This window comes from Streptomyces diversicolor, assembly GCF_057537855.1.
The window spans coordinates 255904-273728 of sequence record NZ_BAAJXA010000008.1; the positions used below are offsets into that span (position 1 = coordinate 255904).

General features: G+C 72.4%; 17 protein-coding genes and 1 tRNA gene. 7 read left to right on the forward strand and 11 right to left on the reverse strand.

What is annotated here, in order from left to right; all coding sequences use genetic code 11:
- Positions 1–15: 15 nt before the first annotated feature.
- The 3 genes from AC27LF_RS12270 to AC27LF_RS12280 form a co-directional block, all read right to left on the reverse strand.
- Positions 16–1566, reverse strand: a complete 1551-nt coding sequence (locus AC27LF_RS12270) for a Stp1/IreP family PP2C-type Ser/Thr phosphatase (protein ID WP_479657013.1) — start codon at positions 1564–1566, stop codon at positions 16–18.
- Positions 1567–1709: 143 nt separating this feature from the next.
- On the reverse strand, positions 1710–2243 hold the full coding sequence (locus AC27LF_RS12275; protein ID WP_479656974.1) for an FHA domain-containing protein FhaB/FipA: 534 nt from the start codon (positions 2241–2243) through the stop codon (positions 1710–1712).
- A 10-nt stretch (positions 2244–2253) separates the two neighbouring features.
- Positions 2254–3117, reverse strand: a complete 864-nt coding sequence (locus tag AC27LF_RS12280; RefSeq protein ID WP_479656975.1) for an FHA domain-containing protein — start codon at positions 3115–3117, stop codon at positions 2254–2256.
- 385 nt (positions 3118–3502) lie between these two features.
- Between AC27LF_RS12280 and AC27LF_RS12285 the strand changes: the two genes are divergently transcribed.
- Positions 3503–3586, forward strand: a tRNA-Leu gene (locus AC27LF_RS12285).
- A 523-nt stretch (positions 3587–4109) separates the two neighbouring features.
- Here AC27LF_RS12285 and AC27LF_RS12290 read toward each other — a convergent pair.
- On the reverse strand, positions 4110–5381 hold the full coding sequence (locus AC27LF_RS12290; protein WP_479656976.1) for an MFS transporter: 1272 nt from the start codon (positions 5379–5381) through the stop codon (positions 4110–4112).
- Between the two features lie 33 nt (positions 5382–5414).
- Positions 5415–6008 (reverse strand): helix-turn-helix domain-containing protein, encoded by a 594-nt coding sequence (locus AC27LF_RS12295; protein ID WP_479656977.1) that lies wholly within the window; start codon positions 6006–6008, stop codon positions 5415–5417.
- Between the two features lie 205 nt (positions 6009–6213).
- Between AC27LF_RS12295 and AC27LF_RS12300 the strand changes: the two genes are divergently transcribed.
- The 4 genes from AC27LF_RS12300 (at position 6214) to AC27LF_RS12315 (ending at position 9631) form a co-directional block, all read left to right on the forward strand.
- Positions 6214–6426 (forward strand): type II toxin-antitoxin system RelE/ParE family toxin, encoded by a 213-nt coding sequence (locus AC27LF_RS12300; RefSeq protein WP_479656978.1) that lies wholly within the window; start codon positions 6214–6216, stop codon positions 6424–6426.
- Between the two features lie 182 nt (positions 6427–6608).
- Positions 6609–8108: a DUF2252 domain-containing protein gene (locus AC27LF_RS12305; RefSeq protein ID WP_479656979.1), complete on the forward strand. Its 1500-nt coding sequence runs from the start codon at positions 6609–6611 to the stop codon at positions 8106–8108.
- A 304-nt stretch (positions 8109–8412) separates the two neighbouring features.
- Positions 8413–9225: a J domain-containing protein gene (locus AC27LF_RS12310; protein ID WP_479656980.1), complete on the forward strand. Its 813-nt coding sequence runs from the start codon at positions 8413–8415 to the stop codon at positions 9223–9225.
- 76 nt (positions 9226–9301) lie between these two features.
- Entirely contained in the window at positions 9302–9631 is a 330-nt protein-coding gene (locus tag AC27LF_RS12315) for a rhodanese-like domain-containing protein (protein WP_479657014.1), read from the forward strand.
- A 71-nt stretch (positions 9632–9702) separates the two neighbouring features.
- Here the strand turns inward: AC27LF_RS12315 and AC27LF_RS12320 are convergent, their stop codons facing one another.
- The 6 genes from AC27LF_RS12320 to paaA form a co-directional block, all read right to left on the reverse strand.
- Complete coding sequence (locus AC27LF_RS12320) at positions 9703–10836, reverse strand: acyl-CoA dehydrogenase family protein (RefSeq protein WP_479656981.1); 1134 nt, start codon at positions 10834–10836, stop codon at positions 9703–9705.
- A gap of 417 nt (positions 10837–11253) precedes the next feature.
- On the reverse strand, positions 11254–12318 hold the full coding sequence (locus tag AC27LF_RS12325) for a 2Fe-2S iron-sulfur cluster-binding protein (RefSeq protein ID WP_479656982.1): 1065 nt from the start codon (positions 12316–12318) through the stop codon (positions 11254–11256).
- Positions 12318–12923: a 1,2-phenylacetyl-CoA epoxidase subunit PaaD gene (gene paaD / locus AC27LF_RS12330; RefSeq protein ID WP_479656984.1), complete on the reverse strand. Its 606-nt coding sequence runs from the start codon at positions 12921–12923 to the stop codon at positions 12318–12320. The genes AC27LF_RS12325 and paaD overlap by 1 nt, the downstream gene beginning before the upstream one ends.
- Positions 12917–13636, reverse strand: coding sequence for a 1,2-phenylacetyl-CoA epoxidase subunit PaaC (gene paaC, locus AC27LF_RS12335; protein ID WP_479656985.1), 720 nt, complete (start codon positions 13634–13636; stop codon positions 12917–12919). The genes paaD and paaC overlap by 7 nt, the downstream gene beginning before the upstream one ends.
- A complete protein-coding gene (gene paaB, locus AC27LF_RS12340) occupies positions 13633–13920 on the reverse strand; it encodes a 1,2-phenylacetyl-CoA epoxidase subunit PaaB (RefSeq protein WP_404025283.1) in 288 nt (95 codons plus the stop codon). Before paaB ends, paaC begins: the two co-directional genes overlap by 4 nt.
- Positions 13917–14945 (reverse strand): 1,2-phenylacetyl-CoA epoxidase subunit PaaA, encoded by a 1029-nt coding sequence (gene paaA / locus AC27LF_RS12345; protein ID WP_479656986.1) that lies wholly within the window; start codon positions 14943–14945, stop codon positions 13917–13919. The genes paaB and paaA overlap by 4 nt, the downstream gene beginning before the upstream one ends.
- 727 nt (positions 14946–15672) lie before the next feature.
- Between paaA and AC27LF_RS12350 the strand changes: the two genes are divergently transcribed.
- Together AC27LF_RS12350 and AC27LF_RS12355 are read left to right on the forward strand one after the other, a co-directional pair.
- Entirely contained in the window at positions 15673–16560 is an 888-nt protein-coding gene (locus tag AC27LF_RS12350) for a DUF5819 family protein (RefSeq protein ID WP_479657015.1), read from the forward strand.
- Positions 16557–17774: an HTTM domain-containing protein gene (locus AC27LF_RS12355; RefSeq protein WP_479656987.1), complete on the forward strand. Its 1218-nt coding sequence runs from the start codon at positions 16557–16559 to the stop codon at positions 17772–17774. The genes AC27LF_RS12350 and AC27LF_RS12355 overlap by 4 nt, the downstream gene beginning before the upstream one ends.
- Positions 17775–17825: the final 51 nt, after the last annotated feature.

The window sequence follows — 17825 nt, forward strand, 5'->3', positions numbered from 1 at the left end:
CCTCTCACGGCTTGCCTACTGCTTACCGCACAGCGAGACGACCTTCTGCTCATCCTCCGAGAGGGTGGGGCCGGGGCTGGGGGTCGCGGACGGGGTCGTGGACGGGGGCTTCGACGGGGACGCTGTCGTACCGGCCGAAGCCGACGGGTCGGGTGTCTGCGAGGCCTTGGACGTGAGGGAGGCACGCGTGGTTCCCGTGGTGCCCCCGGCCTCGCCCTGGCCCGTCTTGGCGTTGCTCTCGCTGTCGGCGGCTTGTCGCTGCGCCTCCTTCTTGCAGGCGGATGCCTGCACGGCGAGTTCCTGGACCTTCGACCGGGCGTCCGTCAGGCCGCCCTCGGCGATCGTCGCCTTGACCTGCTTCTGCTGGTAGGGCGGCAGGTACTTGAGTTCGATCTCGGGGTGGTCCTGCTCCACCTTGGACAGCGACACCCAGGCCAGGTCCTGGCTGATGCCCTGGTACAGCGCGACGTGCTCGCCCTTGACGCCGACGTAGTACTGGGTCTGCGTCCAGCGGTAACCGCCGTACAGGCCGCCGCCGATGACGGCCAGGGCGAGACCGCCGTACAGGGAGCGCTTGAGCCATCTGCGGCCCTTGTGCGGCTTGACGAAGTCGTCGTCGCCGTAGTCGCCGAAGCCGCCGGCCGGGACGTAGCCGGTGGTGTCGCCGCTGCCGGGCGGGCCGAACTCGCCGCCGCCCTGGCCCGGCACCTGGCGGCCGAGGTGCGAGGCGCGGCCGGCCGGGGTCTGCATGATGCCGTTGTCGTGCAGGTGGTGCTGGTTCTCGGCGACCGCGCCGACCACCACGGGGGTGTCGGACAGCTGGCCGGCCAGGGTGTCCCCGGTGTCCAGGTCGAGTACGTCGGCGATGATGACGGTGATGTTGTCGGGGCCGCCGCCGCGCAGCGCGAGCTGGATCAGTTCCTGCACGGTCTCCTGCGGGCCCTGGTAGCTGGCGAGGGTCTCCTCCATCGTCTGGTGGGAGACGACGCCGGACAGGCCGTCGGAGCAGATCAGATAGCGGTCGCCGGCCCGGACCTCGCGGATGGACAGGTCCGGTTCGACGTGGTCGCCGCTGCCGAGCGCGCGCATGAGCAGCGAGCGCTGCGGGTGGGTGGTCGCCTCTTCCTCGGTGATCCGGCCCTCGTCGACGAGCCGCTGCACCCAGGTGTGGTCCTGGGTGATCTGGGTGAGGACCCCGTCCCGCAGCAGATAGGCGCGGGAGTCGCCGACGTGTACGAGGCCGAGGCGCTGGCCGGTCCACAGCAGGGCGGTGAGCGTGGTGCCCATGCCCTCCAGCTGCGGGTCCTCCTCGACCAGGGCGCGCAGCTGGTCGTTGGCGCGCTGCACGGCGGCGCCGAGGGAGGTGAGGATGTCGGAGCCGGGCACGTCGTCGTCGAGCGTGACCAGCGTGGAGATCACCTCGGAGGAGGCGACCTCGCCGGCCGCCTGGCCGCCCATGCCGTCGGCGATGGCGAGCAGCCGGGGACCGGCGTAACCGGAGTCCTCGTTGCCCTCCCGGATCATGCCCTTGTGCGATCCGGCGGCGAAGCGCAGTGACAGACTCATGCGCACCTCGCCCGTCGGCTGCTCCGGGTACAGCCGGTCGTGTCGAGCCACACTGCCCACCCTCCGGTCGGGAGCGCGCCGGAGGCCGCCCTGCGGTCCGCCGTCGCGTGCTCGCTCCGCTCGCGCTCACTCATGATGTAGCACTACTTCCGCAGCTCGATGACGGTCTTGCCGATGCGGATCGGCGCGCCCAGCGGGATCGGTGTGGGAGTCGTCAGCCGGGACCGGTCCAGGTAGGTGCCGTTGGTGGAGCCGAGGTCCTCGACGATCCACTGGCCGTCGCGGTCGGGGTAGATCCTGGCATGGCGGCTGGAGGCGTAGTCGTCGTCCAGCACGATCGTGGAGTCGTGCGCACGGCCCAGGGTGATCGTCTGGCCCTGTAGCGCGACGGTGGTGCCGGTCAGCGTGCCCTCGGTCACCACCAGCTTCGTGGGGGCGTTGCGACGCTGCCGGCCGCCGCCACCCTGCTGGCCGCGCGGCTGCGGGGGCGCGGTCTGCTGCCGGGGGGCCTGCTGCCGGGCGGCCTGCTGGGGGCGTCCGGAGTCCCTGCGCGATCCTCGCTGGGTGACGCGCGTGCCGAACAGGTCGCTGCGGATGACCTGCACGGCCACGATCACGAACAGCCACAGTACGGCCAGGAAACCCAGCCGCATGACCGTGAGGGTCAGCTCTGACATTGCCCCCGCTTCACCCTTCGGCTTGCCGGTAAATGATGGTGGTGCTGCCCACGACGATCCGCGAGCCGTCGCGGAGCGTAGCGCGGGTGGTGTGCTGCCCGTCCACCACGATGCCGTTGGTGGAGCCGAGATCCTGGATCGTCGAGGGCGTTCCGGTCCGGATCTCACAGTGCCGGCGGGAGACGCCGGGGTCGTCGATCCGCACGTCGGCGTCGGTGCTGCGGCCCAGCACCAGCGTCGGGCGGGAGATCTGATGGCGGGTGCCGTTGATCTCGATCCAGTAGCGGGTGCGTCCGCTGCCCGCCGGGGCGGCCGGGGGCCGCTGGCCCGCGGGCTGCGGGTAGCCGTAGCCCCCGGGCCGGGCGCCGGGCGGCGGCGCGCTGGGCATGGGGGGCGCGCCAGCGGGCGGGGCGGGCTGCGGGTACCCGTATCCGCCCGGCGCGGGGCCGGTGCCGGGCCGGGCGGCCGGGGCGGCGGGCCCGGGGGCCTGCTGGTTGCTGGAGGAGGCGAGCGTACGGCTGCGGACCCGGTACAGGCCGGTGTCCAGGTCGTCCGCCTTCTCCAGGTTGACCTTGATCGGTCCCATGAACGTGTAACGCTGCTGCTTGGCGTAGTCGCGCACCATGCCGGCCAGCTCGTCCCCGAGCTGGCCCGAGTAGGGGCTCAGGCGCTCGTAGTCCGGGGCGCTCAGTTCCACGATGAAGTCGTTGGGGACGACGGTCCGGTCGCGGTTCCAGATGGTGGCGTTGTTGTCGCACTCGCGCTGGAGTGCTCCGGCGATCTCCACGGGCTGGACCTCGGACTTGAACACCTTGGCGAAGGTGCCGTTGACCAGACCTTCGAGACGCTGCTCGAACTTCTTCAGGACTCCCATGGGGCACCTCCTCCTTCGTTGCCGTACTGCCCTGCCGTACTGCTTGCGCGTACTGCTCTGCCTGGTACTGCTTACTGATCGTATCCACGCCCCCCGGCACTGAGCCGGTTCCCTGGGCGGCCACCCTTCGAACTCCTCCCGCCAAGGATCGTAGAGGCGGGCGAAGACAAGTGTCCCGCACCCGGCTGCGGACCCGGCCCACCTCTTGGGGAGATGGCCTGGACCGGTACGAGGTTGATACGCGAACCGGCACACCGTGGGACGCGTGGCGGGCCGGCGGAGGGCCGACGACAAGTGATGTGAACCCACCCTGTCCGGCGTGCTAATCTTCTGCATGTCGGACGGCGCCGGGCCCCAAGGGGCGGAGCCGGAGGACACACCCAATGCGCGGGTGGCGGAATAGGCAGACGCGCTGGATTCAGGTTCCAGTGCCCGCAAGGGCGTGGGGGTTCAACTCCCCCCTCGCGCACAGTGGAGCACCGATGTCAGGTGCTGCCGAGCATTGACGGAAGGCTCGTCATCGTGATCACGATGACGAGCCTTCCGCTTTGTTGTCGTGGTGCAAGGGATCCGGCGGTGCGGTGGCGTGCCTGGTCGGGCCCGGGACGGTGGGGCCCCGGGCTGATTTCTGTGTGATGTTTCTGGCGGTGTGAGGTCTCTCTCACTTGGTGGTGAGGTGGCCTGTGGGGGTCCAGCTGCCCTGTGCTCTGGTCGGTCGCCGGCGGGTGGGCCGTCGGCGGGGTGGGTGTCCGTCGGGCGGAAGGGTCGCGAGCCTGCGGTCGATCTTGCGGCGGCTGGCGTGGGCGAGCTGGAAAGCCAGCAGGATCGTCTGTGCGGGGATGCCGCGGATGCGGCGGGTGCCGGGCTGCTCGATCGCGTCGTGGAGTGCGTCCTCGGCGAAGCCGTTGAAGCCTTCGACGCCGTTACGGAGCCGGAAGGAGACGCGCTGCCAGTCTTCGCCGCCATAGGGAAGAGTGTTCGGGTCGGCACCTTTAAAGGCTCATGCCCGGCTGCTGTCGGGGCAATTCGGCGTGCCGCACCGCGTCGGAGGCCAGGGCGATGACCACGCCCAGGCCGGCGAAGGTGCCGCAGCCGACGAACACGGGGGCGGATCCCCAGGCTCCGATGGCGGCGCCGACCAGCGGGTAGCTGAGTGGTGCGAGACCGACCATGGTGAGCATGACGACGGAGGTCACTCGGCCGAGATAGGCCGGGTCCGCCGCGGTCTGTATGAGGGCGTTGTCCAGGCTGCCGAAGACCCCCGCACACAGCCCGATGACTGCGGCCAGCACCGCAGCGAGCCAAAGGGCCGGCACCAGCGCAATGGTTGCCGCGCCCGCGCAGCCCACGAGCAGTGTCCCGGCCAGCATGAGACCGGCACGGGGCAGCCATCCGGCGATGGCGAGCAGCGCGGCGCTGGCCGCGGCTCCTGCACTGAAGCTGCTGACGATCCAGCCGTAGCCGGAAGGACCCCAGCCGCGTTCGGCGTTGAGGAGCACCATGCCGACGTTGAGGGTGCCGGTGAGGCCCAGTTCGCAGATGGCGCCGGCGGCGACGAGCGGGCCGATGAGCCGGTGGCGGCGGATGTAGCGCAGGCCGTCGAGCAGTTCATGCCGCGCGGTGCCGGTCTCCGGCTGCACGGCGTCGTGCGACCCAAGGGACCGTATCCGTATGGTCAGCAGGAGCGGCAGGGACAGCGCGATGAAGAGGCCGGCGACAGTGAACGCGGCGGCGGGTCCACCGAGTCCCATGGCCAGGCCGCCGATCGGCGGGCCCGCAATCTGGCTGAGGCGCATCGACAGCGAGCGCATGCCCGTGACACGGGCCAGCTGGTCAGGGCTGGTGATCCGTGGCGGGAGTGCACCGACAGCGGGTACGAACAGCGCGTCGACGGCGCCGAAAACGAGCGCCACCGCGACCAGGATCCACAAAGCCGGTGCCGTCAGCGCGATTCCGGCGGCCACCGCCAGGATGAGGAGGCAGCGCAGTGCGTCACTGCCGAGAATCACCCGGCGGGGGTCGAACCGGTCGGCCACAACACCCCCGCCGAGCATGAGCAACGCTCGCGGTAACGCCCCGGAGGCCATGACGAGGCCGACTTCGGCAGGGCCGGCGGCTTTCTGGGCGGACCAGCCCAGGGCGACGAAGTACACGCTGTCGCCGATGAGGGAGGAGGTGTACGCAGTGAGCCAGCGCAGCACGTTGCCGTCGCGGTGAGCCGGTGTGGTGGCGCGATCGGGCAGGACTGTCTCCGGGGTGGCCATGGAGGGCTCCAGTACGTCGGGAATCCGGCTGCGTCAGGGCCGGAAGGGAAAGCCGTAGAGGTGCACGGACACGTGCTCGCGGTCCTCGGTGTCACCGGTCGCCTTGGCGGCCTTGCCCCGCTCCCGCCAGCGCCGGGCCAGCGCCTCAAGTTCATTGCTCATCTCGGCGAGTTCCGCCGGGGTGAGGTCGAGCAGCCACTCGGAGCTGAAGGCCGCATCGGTCCACGCCTTCCCCCAGGCGGACTTCTGGTCGAGATACGTGCGGTACTGGGCGACGCGCGTGTCGAAGATCCCTCGGGTCACTGCCCCGACGGCGGCGGCGCCCTCGGGCGTGTCAGCGAAGTCCGAATCACGGAAGCCCCAGCCCTCCTCGGACGCCACCTGCCACCACCGCTCGCGGCCGTCGGAGCCCTGGCCGCTCGCCTGGGTCACGAAGCCGTGCTCGGCCAGCTTGCGCAAGTGGTAGCTGACCAGTGACGGCGTCTCGTCGACATGCTCGGCGAGCTGAGAGGCGGTCGCGGTGCCCGCGGCGTACAGCAGCCGGTAGAGCCGCATCCGGAGCGGGTTCATGAATGCCCTCAACCGCGACAGGTCGGTGATCTGCTCAGGCTCGCGCTTCGGTCGCATGCCCGCACCCTAGATATGAAGCAGAAATTTCGCAATAATGCCTTCAGAGTTGCGCGGCGGAAGGCGGACCGGCTGAGGCGTCGTTCCAAGGAGGACCCGGACAGCCACCTGCACGTGACAGCCGCTCTGGAACGGCTCCAGGAGGTGGGCCCCGCTCTCCGCCGCCCGACGGTCGGAGCGATCGAGAGAAGTCGTCTACCGGCACATGCGGGAACTGCGGCCGCGTAGCGGCGGGACGGTGAGCATCCGGATGCTCTTCGTCTTCGACCCCGAGCGACGGGCCATCTTCCTGGTGGCCGGCAACAAGGCGGCGGGGCGGCAGGGGGCAGCCTGGTATCCCCGGGTTCATCGTGATCACGATGGGCCCTTTGTCGTGCGTGGACGCGTCTTCTGTCGTGCCCCGTGCGGGGCTCTGTGAAGGTCCCGCGCGGGGCTTCGCGGTGTGATGAGTCTCTCAGCGGGCCGTGGGGGTCCGTTGTCCACAGGCTGTGCCGGTTGTCCACAGCCGGGCGGTTGTCCACAGGGTCTGACGCGTCGCGGTCACCGGCGGTACGGTCGGCACGAATTGATGTTCGTGTGTGCTCGGGGGAGGCGGTCGCGATGACCGAGGCAGGGGTGGAAACGGCGGGTACGGCGGCCGGGGCGGAGGGCGAGACGGCGAGTACGGCGGCGGCCCGGGTTGGGGTCGAACCGGCGGATACGGCGGTCGGGGTCGGGCGCAGGCTTCCGCGGGTGCGCGGCTTCGCCGGCTGGCCGGCGCAGGGGTCGCCCAAGGCCGAGGGCAAGGCGCTGCGGGCGAGCGTCCCGCGCCGCGCGCACGGCGCCCTGGACCTGGACGGCGCCCGCCCGGACGCGGTGAGCGCGGTCGAGGAGTCCAACCGGGACCGCATCGCGGGCCTCGTTCCGATACGGGTGGGCAGGATGGTGGCCTCGCCCTTCGCCTTCCTGCGCGGTTCGGCCGGCCTCATGGCCTACGACCTGGCGCGCACGCCCATGACCAGGATCGCCGCCCAGCTCTGCGGCGACGCGCACGCGGCCAATTTCGGGCTCTACGGCGACGCCCGCGGCGGCCTCGTCATCGACCTGAACGACTTCGACGAGACGGTGCACGGACCCTGGGAGTGGGATCTGAAGCGGCTCGCGGCCTCGCTGGTGCTGGCCGGCCGGGAGGCGGGCGCGGATGAGGACACCTGTCGTGCGGCGGCGCACGACACGGCGGGGGCCTACCGGCGCACCATGCGGCTGCTGGCCAAGCTGCCGGTCCTGGACGCCTGGAACGCCATCGCGGACGAGGAACTGGTCTCGCACACCGACGCCCACGATCTGCTGGGCACCCTGGAGCGGGTCTCGGAGAAGGCCCGCGCCAACACCAGCGGCCGGTTCGCGGCGCGGTCCACCGAGGCCGTCGACGAGGGCGGGCGCCGGTTCGTGGACGCGCCGCCGGTGCTGCAGCGCATACCGGACGCCGAGGCGGCGGCGGTGGCGGCGTCCCTGGAGACGTATGTGACGACTCTCTCCGAGGACCGGCTGCCGCTGCTGGCCCGGTACGCGGTGCACGACGTGGCGTTCCGGGTGGTCGGCACGGGCAGCGTGGGCACCCGCTCCTATGTCGTCCTGCTGCTGGACCACCGCGGTGAGCCGCTGGTCCTCCAGGTGAAGGAGGCCCGCCCCTCGGCGCTGGTCCCGCACCTGGCCACGGCCGGCTTCGAGACACCGCCCGTCGACCACGAGGGCCGCCGGGTGGTGCTCGGCCAGAAGCGGATGCAGGTGGTCAGCGACATCCTGCTGGGCTGGACGACGGTGGACGGCCGCCCCTTCCAGGTGCGTCAGTTCCGCAATCGCAAGGGCAGCGTCGATCCGGCCGCGCTCGCCGCCGACCAGATCGACGACTACGGCCGGATGACCGGCGCCCTGCTGGCCCGTGCCCACTCCCACAGCGCCGACCCGCGCCTGATCGCCGGCTACTGCGGCAAGAGCGAGGAACTGGACGAGGCGGTGGCCGAGTTCGCGATCGCCTACGCCGACCGCACCGAGGCGGACCACGCGGCACTGGTGACGGCGGTGCGGTCGGGCCGGATCGCGGCGGAGAGCGGGGTGTGACGGGCGGCGGTCGTACGGGCGGCGGTTCAGGATGCGTCGCGGGAGGCGGTGGGCCCTTCGGGGTGCGCGCGGTAAGTGGGCCTGTGGGAGCGCAGAGTTACGAAGCGGGGCGGGAGGTGTGCGTGGGGGATCGGTGCACGGGTCCCGTAGGGGCTCGGGGTGTGGCCTGAGCAGGTCCAGCGAAGTCCGCTGCGGTTCGACAGCGCCCGAAGGGGCGCGGGGAACTGCGCGACCAGCCACAACGGTGCCGCAGACGACCGACGGCACATCGCGGCGCATCCAGCGGAGCGCTTAGGCTGGCCCGGTGACGACCCCGGAAGCTGAGCAGTCCCAGGCGCCCCGGCCGGAGGAACGGTTGGAGCGGGCCGTGCGGGCCGCCGAACAAGCGCTGATCGAGTTCGAGATCGCGGTGGAGACCTTCCGCGTCGAGGTCGAGAACTTCTCCCGGCTGCACGAGCAGAAGCTGGGCCCCATGTACGCCCGGCTGGAAGAGCTGGACGCCCAGATCGCCGAGGCCAGGGCCGCCCGGACCGGCGACCCCGAGGACCTGCGCGCCGCACAGGAGGCGCGCGCCCGCGTCACGCCCATCCCCGGCGTGGAGGAACTGCTGCACGGCTGGATGGACGGGCACGGCCTGTTCCCGGAGGCCGCCGCGATGCTCACCGACCAGGCGGTGCGGCCCCCCGAGCGGGTGCGCCCCAGCGATGAGGCCCGCAAGCTCTACCGCGAGCTGGCCCGCAAGGCCCACCCCGATCTGGCGCAGCAGGAGGACGAGCGGGCTCGGCGCGAGGAGTTCATCACCCGCGTCAACGCCGCCTACGCCCGCGGTGACGAGGCGCTGCTGCGCGAGCTGGCCGCGGAGTGGGCGGCGGGCCCGGCACCCGCCGAGCGGCCCCCGAGCCGCAGCGAGGAGCTTTACGCCCGCCTGGAGTGGCTGGCCCAGCGCAAGGAACTCCTCACCCTGGTCGCCCGCGAACTGGAGGACGGCGCGATCGCGTCCATGCTCCGCCTGGCCCCCGACGACCCCGACGCCCTGCTGGACGAGATCGCCGAGCGGCTTCGGGGCGATGTGGCCCGGCGGGAGGCGGAGCTGGCGGAACTCCTGGCGCAGGGGTAGCCCCGTCCGCCCCGGTGCGCTGCCCGGCGCCGGGCATCCTTCGGGTAGCGTCGAGGCCATGAGTTTTGGAGCTGGTGTGCCCACGGTCGGGGTCGCGGACCTCAAGGACGGCGACTTCCTGCTGGACGTCCGCGAGGACGACGAGTGGCAGGCGGGCCACGCCGCGGGGGCGCTGCACATCCCCATCAGCGAGTTCGTGGCCCGGTACGGGGAACTGGCCGAGGCCGCCCCGCAGGACGGCCGGATCCATGTGATCTGCCGCTCCGGCGGCCGCTCTGCCCAGGTCACGATGTATCTGGTCCAGCAGGGCATCGACGCCGTGAACGTCGACGGCGGCATGCAGGTCTGGCAGGCCGCAGGCCGCCCTGTCGTCACCGATGAGGGCCGGCCGGGGCACGTTCTGTAGCCGGCGCCGCACCGGCCGGCCCGCGGCGGGTCTCAGCGCCGCGTCTCAGTGGCGCGTCTCAGTGGCGCGTCTCAGCCCAGGGGGTGTGCGGCGAGCAGGTCGCCCAGCGCCTCCTCGTGCGCCGCGGCCGGGCCGAGCGAGAGTTCCAGCTGCTTGGCCCAGGCGTGGTAGCGGTGCAGGGCGTAGTCGGTGTCGGCGCCGAAGCCGCCGTGCAGATGCTGTGCCGTCTGCACCACCCGGCGGACGCCCTCCGAGGCCCAGATCTTGGCCACGGCGATATCGCCCTCGGCGGGCAGCGGCCCCTGTGTCCCCGAGCCGATCCGCCAGGCGGCCTGCCACAGCGTGGCCTCCATGGCGCGCAGGTCGATATAGCGGTCGGCGGCCTGGACGGCGACGGCCTGGAAACTCGCGATCGGGTGCCCGAACTGCTCCCGCTTGCTCGCGTACGCGCTCGTCATCGCGAGGACCCGCTCTCCCAGCCCCAGCGCCAGCGCGCACGTCCCGGTGGTCAGCAGCCCGCGCAGCCACTCCCACGCCCCGTCGGCGTCGATGACGTGGCCCGCGGCGAGCCGCGCGGACTCCAGACGCAGCTCGCCCAGCCGCTCCCCGCTGGTGGAGACCTGCTCGGCGAGGGCCACGCCCGCATGGCCGCGGGGAACCAGGGCGAGCACGGTCCGGCCGCCCTCGGTGCGCGCGGGCACCACCACGAGGTCGGCGCCGTACGCCCAGGGCACCGCCGTCTGCACCCCGTCCAGCACCCAGGCGTCGCCGTCCGGCCGTGCGGTGACGGCCAGTTCGGCCGGGTCGTGACCGCTGCGCCCGCTCGCGGCGACGGTGAGCACGAGGGTGCCCCGCCCCGCGCGGGGCAGCAGCTCGGCCGCCAACTCCCTTTCGCCGTAGGTCTGTACGGCCGCGGCGGCGGCGCTGTGCTCCAGCAGGGGCACTCGCGCCAGCACCTTGGCGGACTCCCGCAGCACCAGGCACAGGGCGATGGCGTCCAGGCCCGCCCCGCCGTACTCCGCGTCGAGCAGCAGGCTGAGCAGGTCCGCCTCGGCCAGCCTGGTCCACAGCGGCCGGTCGAAGTCCTCGGCGACGGCGCCCGTGGTGAGCGCGGGGCTCGGCACGGCGTCCGGTGCCACCCCGGCGAGCACCCCCTCGGCCGCCTCGGCCGCCGCCAACTGCTCCTCGGTGAAGGTGAAGTCCACGGTCCTGTCCTCCCGACGGCTCCGCTCGCCCGCGTTCCTGACGGACCGTCAACATAGAACAGGTTCTAGAATAAGGGAACGGGCCCGGCGAGCGGCGCCTGACGGGGAGGGGCGCCCGGTCGGGGTGGGGGCTCGGTTGGGCCGGGCGAGGGCCGCACCCCGAGGCGCTGGTGCTCGGTCGGGGTCGGCGCTCGGCCGGGTCGGCGTCTGGCCGGGTTGGGTGCTCGGTCGGGGGCCGCGCTCGGTCGGGATGGGCGTTCGGTTGGGTTGGTCTGGCCGCGCCCCGGGGCACCGGCGCTCGGTTGGGGGCGGCGGCCGGTCGGTATCGGTGCTTGGTCGGTTGGCGTCTGGGCGGGGGCGTGTGCCTGGGGTGCGTCTGGTTGAGGCGGTTGGTGCCGGTGGGGTGACCCGGAGGGCTCAGCGGTCGAAGTCGAGTTCCACCTTCTCTGTCACCGGGTGCGACTGGCAGGCCAGTACGTATCCGGCCGTCGTCTCCTCGGCCTCCAGGGCGAAGTTGCGGTCCATGCGGACCTCGCCCGAGACCAGGAAGGCCCGGCAGGTCCCGCACACCCCGCCCTTGCAGGCGTAGGGCGCGTCGGGCCGGTTGCGCAGGACCGTCTCCAGCAGCGACTCCCCGTCCCGGACCGGCCAGGTCCCGCCGCGACCGTCGAGCCGGGCGGTGACCGTGCTGTGCGCGGGGGTCGTGACGGGCACCGCCGGGGCCGCACCCGCGTCCACATGGAAGATCTCCTCGTGGATCCGCGCCCGGTCCACCCCGAGATCCCGCAGCGCCCGCTCGGCGCCCTGCACCAGACCGAACGGCCCGCACAGGAACCAACCGGCCACCGCGTCCACCGGCAGCAGCGCGGGCAGCAGCCCCTTCAGCCGCTCCCGGTCCAGCCGCCCGGAGGGCAGGCCCGCCTGCTGCTCCTCCCGTGAGAGCACCGTCACCAGGTGCAGCCGCTGCGGATGGCGGTCCTTCAGGTCGGCGACCTCCTCCAGGAACATCGTCGAGGCGGCCGTGCGGTCGCTGCGTATCAGACAGAACCGGGCCTCCGGCTCGCGGGCCAGGAGCGTCGAGACGATCGACAGCACCGGGGTGATGCCGCTGCCGCCGACGATCGCCGCGTACCGCCCCGGGGCCGGCTCCAGGGTGAAGCGCCCGGCCGGGGTCATCACCTCCAGCTCGTCGCCGACGTCGATCTCCTTGAACGCGTACGTCGAGAAGGCGCCGCCCTCCACGAGCCGTACGCCGACCCGCAGGGTGGACGGGCCCTCGTCGTCGGGCGCGGGCGCGGGGGAGCAGATCGAGTAGGTCCGCCGGATGTCCAGCCCGTCGGTCCGGCGGCGCAGGGCGAGATGCTGACCGGGCGCGTGCCGGTACTCCTCGCGCAGCCCGGGCGGGACGGCGAGGGTGAGGGCCACGGAGTCGTCGGTGAGGCGGTCGACCGCGGCCACCGGGAGCGGGTGGAAGCGGGCCATCACAACTCCTTGAAGTGGTCGAACGGTTCACGGCAGGCCCGGCAGCGCCGCAGTGCCTTGCACGCGGTCGAGGAGAACCGGCTCAGCAGCTCGGTGTCGGCCGATCCGCAGTGCGGGCAGCGGACGGGTTCGGGCACACCGGACGCCGCCGGCACCTCTGACGCCGCTGGCGCCTCTGACGCCGCCGGTGCCGCCGGTGCCTCGGATGTGGTGGCGTGCGTCCGGGTCGGGCCGAGGGCGAGCGGGACCGGACCCGCGTCGCGTCGCACACGCGGGGGAGCGATGCCGAACTCCCGCAGTTTGCGCCGTCCTTCGTCCGTGATGTCGTCGGTCGACCAGGCGGGTGCGAGTACCGTGCGCACGGTGACCCGGCGCATGCCGTGGCCGCGCAGCACCCGCTCGATGTCCACGGACATCGCCTCGATGGCCGGGCAGCCGGTGTAGGTGGGGGTCAGCTCCACCTCGACGGCGTCCGCGCCCCGCAGATGCACCGCGCGCACCACGCCCAGCTCCCGGAGGGTGAGCACCGGCAGTTCGGGGTCCGGCACCGAGCCCGCGAGGTCGAGGAGTTCCGCCTCCAGCGGCGTGGCCGTCGTCGTCACCATGACGCCCCCGGATGGCTGCGGTGCAGATGCTGCATCTCGGCGAGCATCCGCCCGAACGGCTCGGTGTGCAGGCCCTGCCGGCCCGCGCCCGCCGACCAGGCACCGGTGCGCGGCCCCTCGGGGAGCGTCAGGGTGGCCCGGCGCAGCACGTCACCGACCGACTCCAGCCAGGCCGCCTCCATGACCGCCCCATCGGTGTCCAGGCCCGGCACCGGCTGGAACATCTCGCCGGTGAACCGCCACAGGGCCGCACAGGCCCGTGTCATCCGCTCATGGCTGACCTGAGTGCCGTCGCCGAGCCGCAGCGTCCACTGTTCGGCGTGGTCGCGGTGGTAGGCGACCTCCTTGACGGCCTTGGCGGCGAGCGGTGCGAACGGGCCCTGGCCGGTGGCCAGTTCGGCGTACAGCAGGTGCTGGTAGGTGGAGAAGTACAGCTGGCGGACGATGGTGTGGGCGAAGTCGCCGTTCGGCTGCTCGACCAACTGGAGGTTGCGGAAGGCGCGTTCCTCGCGCAGGTACGCCAGTTCGTCCTCGTCGCCGACCATCGACAGCAGCGCGCGGGCCTGGCCGAGCAGATCCAGCGCGATGTTGGCGAGCGCGACCTCCTCCTCCAGGACGGGCGCATGGCCGGCCCACTCCCCCAGGCGGTGCGAGAGCACCAGGGCGTCGTCGCCGAGCGCGAGCGCGGCGGCCGTGGGCACGGTGGCGGTCACAGGTGCTTCACCCCTTCCGGGATGTCGTAGAAGGTCGGGTGCCGGTAGGGCTTGTCCGCGGCGGGCTCGAAGAAGGGGTCCTTCTCGTCGGGCGAGGACGCGGTGATCGCGGCCGCCGGGACGACCCAGATCGAGACGCCCTCGCCGCGCCGGGTGTACAGGTCGCGGGCGTTGCGCAGGGCCAGCTCCGCGTCCGGGGCGTGCAGGCTGCCGGCGTGGGTGTGGGAGAGGCCGCGGCGGGAGCGCACGAAGACCTCCCACAGGGGCCAGTCGGTGTCGGTCATGCCCGCGCTCCTCTTGTTCCGCCGTTGTGCTCGGCCGCCGCGCCGTTGTGCTTGGCGGCGTGGGCCGCTGCCGCCTCCCGTACCCAGGCGCCCTCGTCATGGGCTCGGCGGCGCTGGGTGATCCGCTGCTCGTTGCACGGGCCGTTGCCCTTGAGGACCTCCCAGAACTCCGTCCAGTCGATCGCGCCGAAGTCGTGGTGCCCCCGCTCCTCGTTCCAGCGCAGGTCCGGGTCGGGGAGGGTGAGGCCGAGGGACGCCGCCTGGGGCACGCAGATGTCGACGAAGCGCTGGCGCAGCTCGTCGTTCGAGTGGCGCTTGATCTTCCAGGCCATCGACTGCGCCGAGTGCTGGGACGCGTCGTCGGGCGGTCCGAACATCATCAGGGACGGCCACCACCAGCGGTCCACCGCGTCCTGGGCCATCGCGTGCTGCTGAGGGGTGCCGTTGCTGAGGGCGAGCAGCAGTTCGTACCCCTGGCGCTGGTGGAAGGACTCCTCCTTGCAGATGCGGACCATCGCGCGCGCGTACGGACCGTAGGAGCAGCGGCACAGGGGGACCTGGTTGGTGATCGCCGCGCCGTCCACCAGCCAGCCGATGGCGCCGACGTCGGCCCAGGTCAGCGTGGGGTAGTTGAAGATGGACGAGTACTTCTGGCGACCGCTGTGCAGCTTGTCGAGCAGTTCCTCGCGGCCGGTGCCGAGTGTTTCCGCGGCGCTGTACAGGTACAGACCGTGGCCCGCCTCGTCCTGGACCTTGGCCATCAGGATGGCCTTGCGGCGCAGCGAGGGGGCGCGGGTGATCCAGTTGGCCTCGGGCTGCATGCCGATGATCTCGGAGTGGGCGTGCTGGGCGATCTGCCGGACCAGCGTCGCGCGGTAGGCGTCGGGCATCCAGTCGCGGGGTTCGATGCGTTCGTCCGCGGCCACGGCGGCGTCGAAGGCGCGCTCGTACGCGGCCGTGCCGGCGGTGTCCTCGGCGTCGTACGCCGCCGTGCCGGCCGTGCGGTGCGCGGCTGCTGTGGCCATGCGGTCCCCCTGACCTCGGCGTCTTTCGGAAATCCGGTACCGACCGATCGTTCGGTTCGTGCGATTCCATGGTGGGCGAGCCGCCGTGAGGTGTCAACCGCTGTGGACAACCCCGGCGACGGCCTGTGGACAACCCGGGCGACCCGGGCACGGGCGGGGCCGCTCGGGTCGCCCGCCGGGCGCGGGAGTGGTGACGGCCACGTCCGCGAGCGGTGCTTGTGGGCTGCGCTCGGCGGGCGGGGCTGAGTACCGTTCCGTGCGGGCGCCGACGAGTAGGGTTCGCGGGCCATGCGGGCCGCGCCGGCGGCCGGACGACGGAGCGGTACGGGAACGGGGCGGAATGGACGCGTACGACACGGACTCGCACGCCCCGCAGGGGCCGGACGGGTCGGACGAGACGCCACCGCCTGAGGCGCCTCGCGGCCCCGGCGGCCCCGCGACAAACGGCCCGGGAGCCGCGCCGCCCGCATCCGCACCGCCCGCATCCGCGCTGCCCGCGCCGCCCGGATCGGCGCTGCCCGCACCGTCCGTGCCCGGACCTTCTGCCGCCGAGCCGCCGCGGCCCGCGTCTGCTGTGACGACGGAGGCCGGATCCGAGTCCCTGCCCGAATCCGGCCCTGGGCCTGAACTCGACGCCGGGCCCACCCCTGTTCCCGAACCTGAACCCATCCCCGAACGCGAACCCATCCCCGGGCCTGAACCCGACGCCGGGCCCGCCCCTGTTCCCATCCCCGGTCCCGAACCCGTCCCCGGTCCCGGGCCTGACGCCGGGCCTGGACCTGAGCCAACCTCCGGACCCCAACGCGAACCCGGGCCCGGACCGACCCCCGAATCTGGGCCTCGACCCGGACCCGGGGAAGGGTCCGGGCCCGTGGCCGCCGCCGTGGTCGTTCGGCCGCGGGCGGGGGCGGGCGGGCAGGGGGTCGGTCACTCCGCCGGAGACGGCCCCGCGGCGCCCGTCGCGCGCCGTACCGGTGTCGGGGCGCTGTCCCCGCCGTACCAGATCGGCGCCGCCCTGGCGCTGGCGGTCGTCGCCGTCGCCGCCTGCGTGCACCTCGCCATGGTGTTCCTGAGCGTCGCGCCCGCCAACACGGTCACGAAGCAGCACGGCAAGGCGATCGAGGAATGGATCTACCCGGAGTTCGAGCAGAACTGGAAGCTGTTCGCGCCCGACCCGTTGCAGCAGAACATCGCCGTCCAGGTCAGGGCGCAGGTCCGCACGGCCGACGGCGACATCGAGACGACCGGCTGGTACGACCTGTCCGCGCGGGACGGCGCGGCCATCGATGGCAGCCTGCTGCCCAGCCACACCGAGCAGAACGAACTGCGCCGGGCCTGGGACTTCTACGTCGCCACGCACGACGGTGAGAACCGCCCCGTGGGACTGCGCGGCGCGCTCTCCGAGCAGTACGTGCGGCGGATCGCGGTGATGCGGCTGTACCGGGAGGACGCGGCCGGCCGGGCGGGCACCGTCCAGCGCGTCCAGGTCCGCTCGCGCGCCACCAATGTGCCGCCGCCCGCGTGGAGCGACGAGAAGGTCTCCGGCACGCCGGTCCACCGGGTGCTGCCGTGGTGGACGGTCACGGCCGACGAGGCCGCGGGAGGCGTGCGGTGAACGGTCTCGCCCTGTCGGTCTCGCGCGGTATCGCCCGTGTCACCGAATCCCCGCTCGGCCCCTATCAGTCCGCCGTCATCCGCATCGGCTTCTCCACGACCTGGCTGCTGTTCCTGCTGCGCGAGTTCCCGCACCGCCAGGAGTTGTACGGGCCCGACGGCCCCTGGAGCTGGGACCTCGCCCAGCAGCTGACCTCGGTCAACGAGGCGTTCACGGTGCTGCTGTGGTCGGACGGGCGGATCTGGTTCGAGATCTGCTATCTGCTCGCCGTCCTGTCCTGCGTTCTGCTGCTGCTGGGCTGGCGCTCGCGCACGTCGTCGGTGCTGTTCATGGTCGGCGTGCTCTCGCTGCAGAACCGCAGCGTCTTCATGGGCGACGGCGGCGACAACGTGCTGCACCTGATGTCGATATACCTGGTGTTCACGCGCTGCGGCCGGGTGTGGTCCCTCGACGCGCGGCGGGCGGCGCGCGTCGAGGCGGCACGCGCGCGTGGGGAGCGGTTCCACGACCGTACGGGACCGGTCCTGTGGGCGGGGTTCGGCCTGGTGCTCGGCGCGGTGACCCTGGCCGGCCGGCTCGGCGGCGGCTGGCTGGTGCCCGCCCTCCTGTGGACGGTGTGGGCGGCGCTGGCACTGTGGTGGCTGGTCGGGCGGTTCGCGGCGGACGGCGAGTCGCGGATCCTGCTGGATGTGATCGCCAACGTCGTGCACAACGGCGCGCTGTTCGTGATCATGGCGGAGGCGTGTCTGATCTACGCCACGGCCGGCTGGTACAAGGTCCAGGGTTCGCGCTGGCAGGACGGCACCGCCGTCTACTACCCGCTGCATCTCGACTCCTTCTCGCCCTGGCCCGCGCTCGCCGACCTGCTGTCCGCGAACGGCACCGTGGTGATGCTGGTGACGTACGGCACGGTCATCGTGCAGGTCGCCTTCCCGTTCACGCTGTTCAACCGGCGGGTCAAGAACGTCTTGCTGGCCGCGATGATGACGGAGCACGCGGTGATCGCGGTGGTGCTGGGGCTGCCGTTCTTCTCGCTGGCGATGATCGCGACGGACGCCGTCTTCCTGCCGACGCCGTTCCTGCGCCGGCTCGGCGGCAGGGTGGCACGCGTGTGGCCGGTCCGGCTCCGAAGCGGCGGCGGTGCCGCCGCGCGGGCGACCGGAACGGAACGGGAACCCGAGCCGGAGCCTGCCGCCGGGGTGCGGCACCCCTGAGCCCTCGGCGACCCCCGGCCGCCGCAGGCACGGCGGCCGGACGCGCGGGAG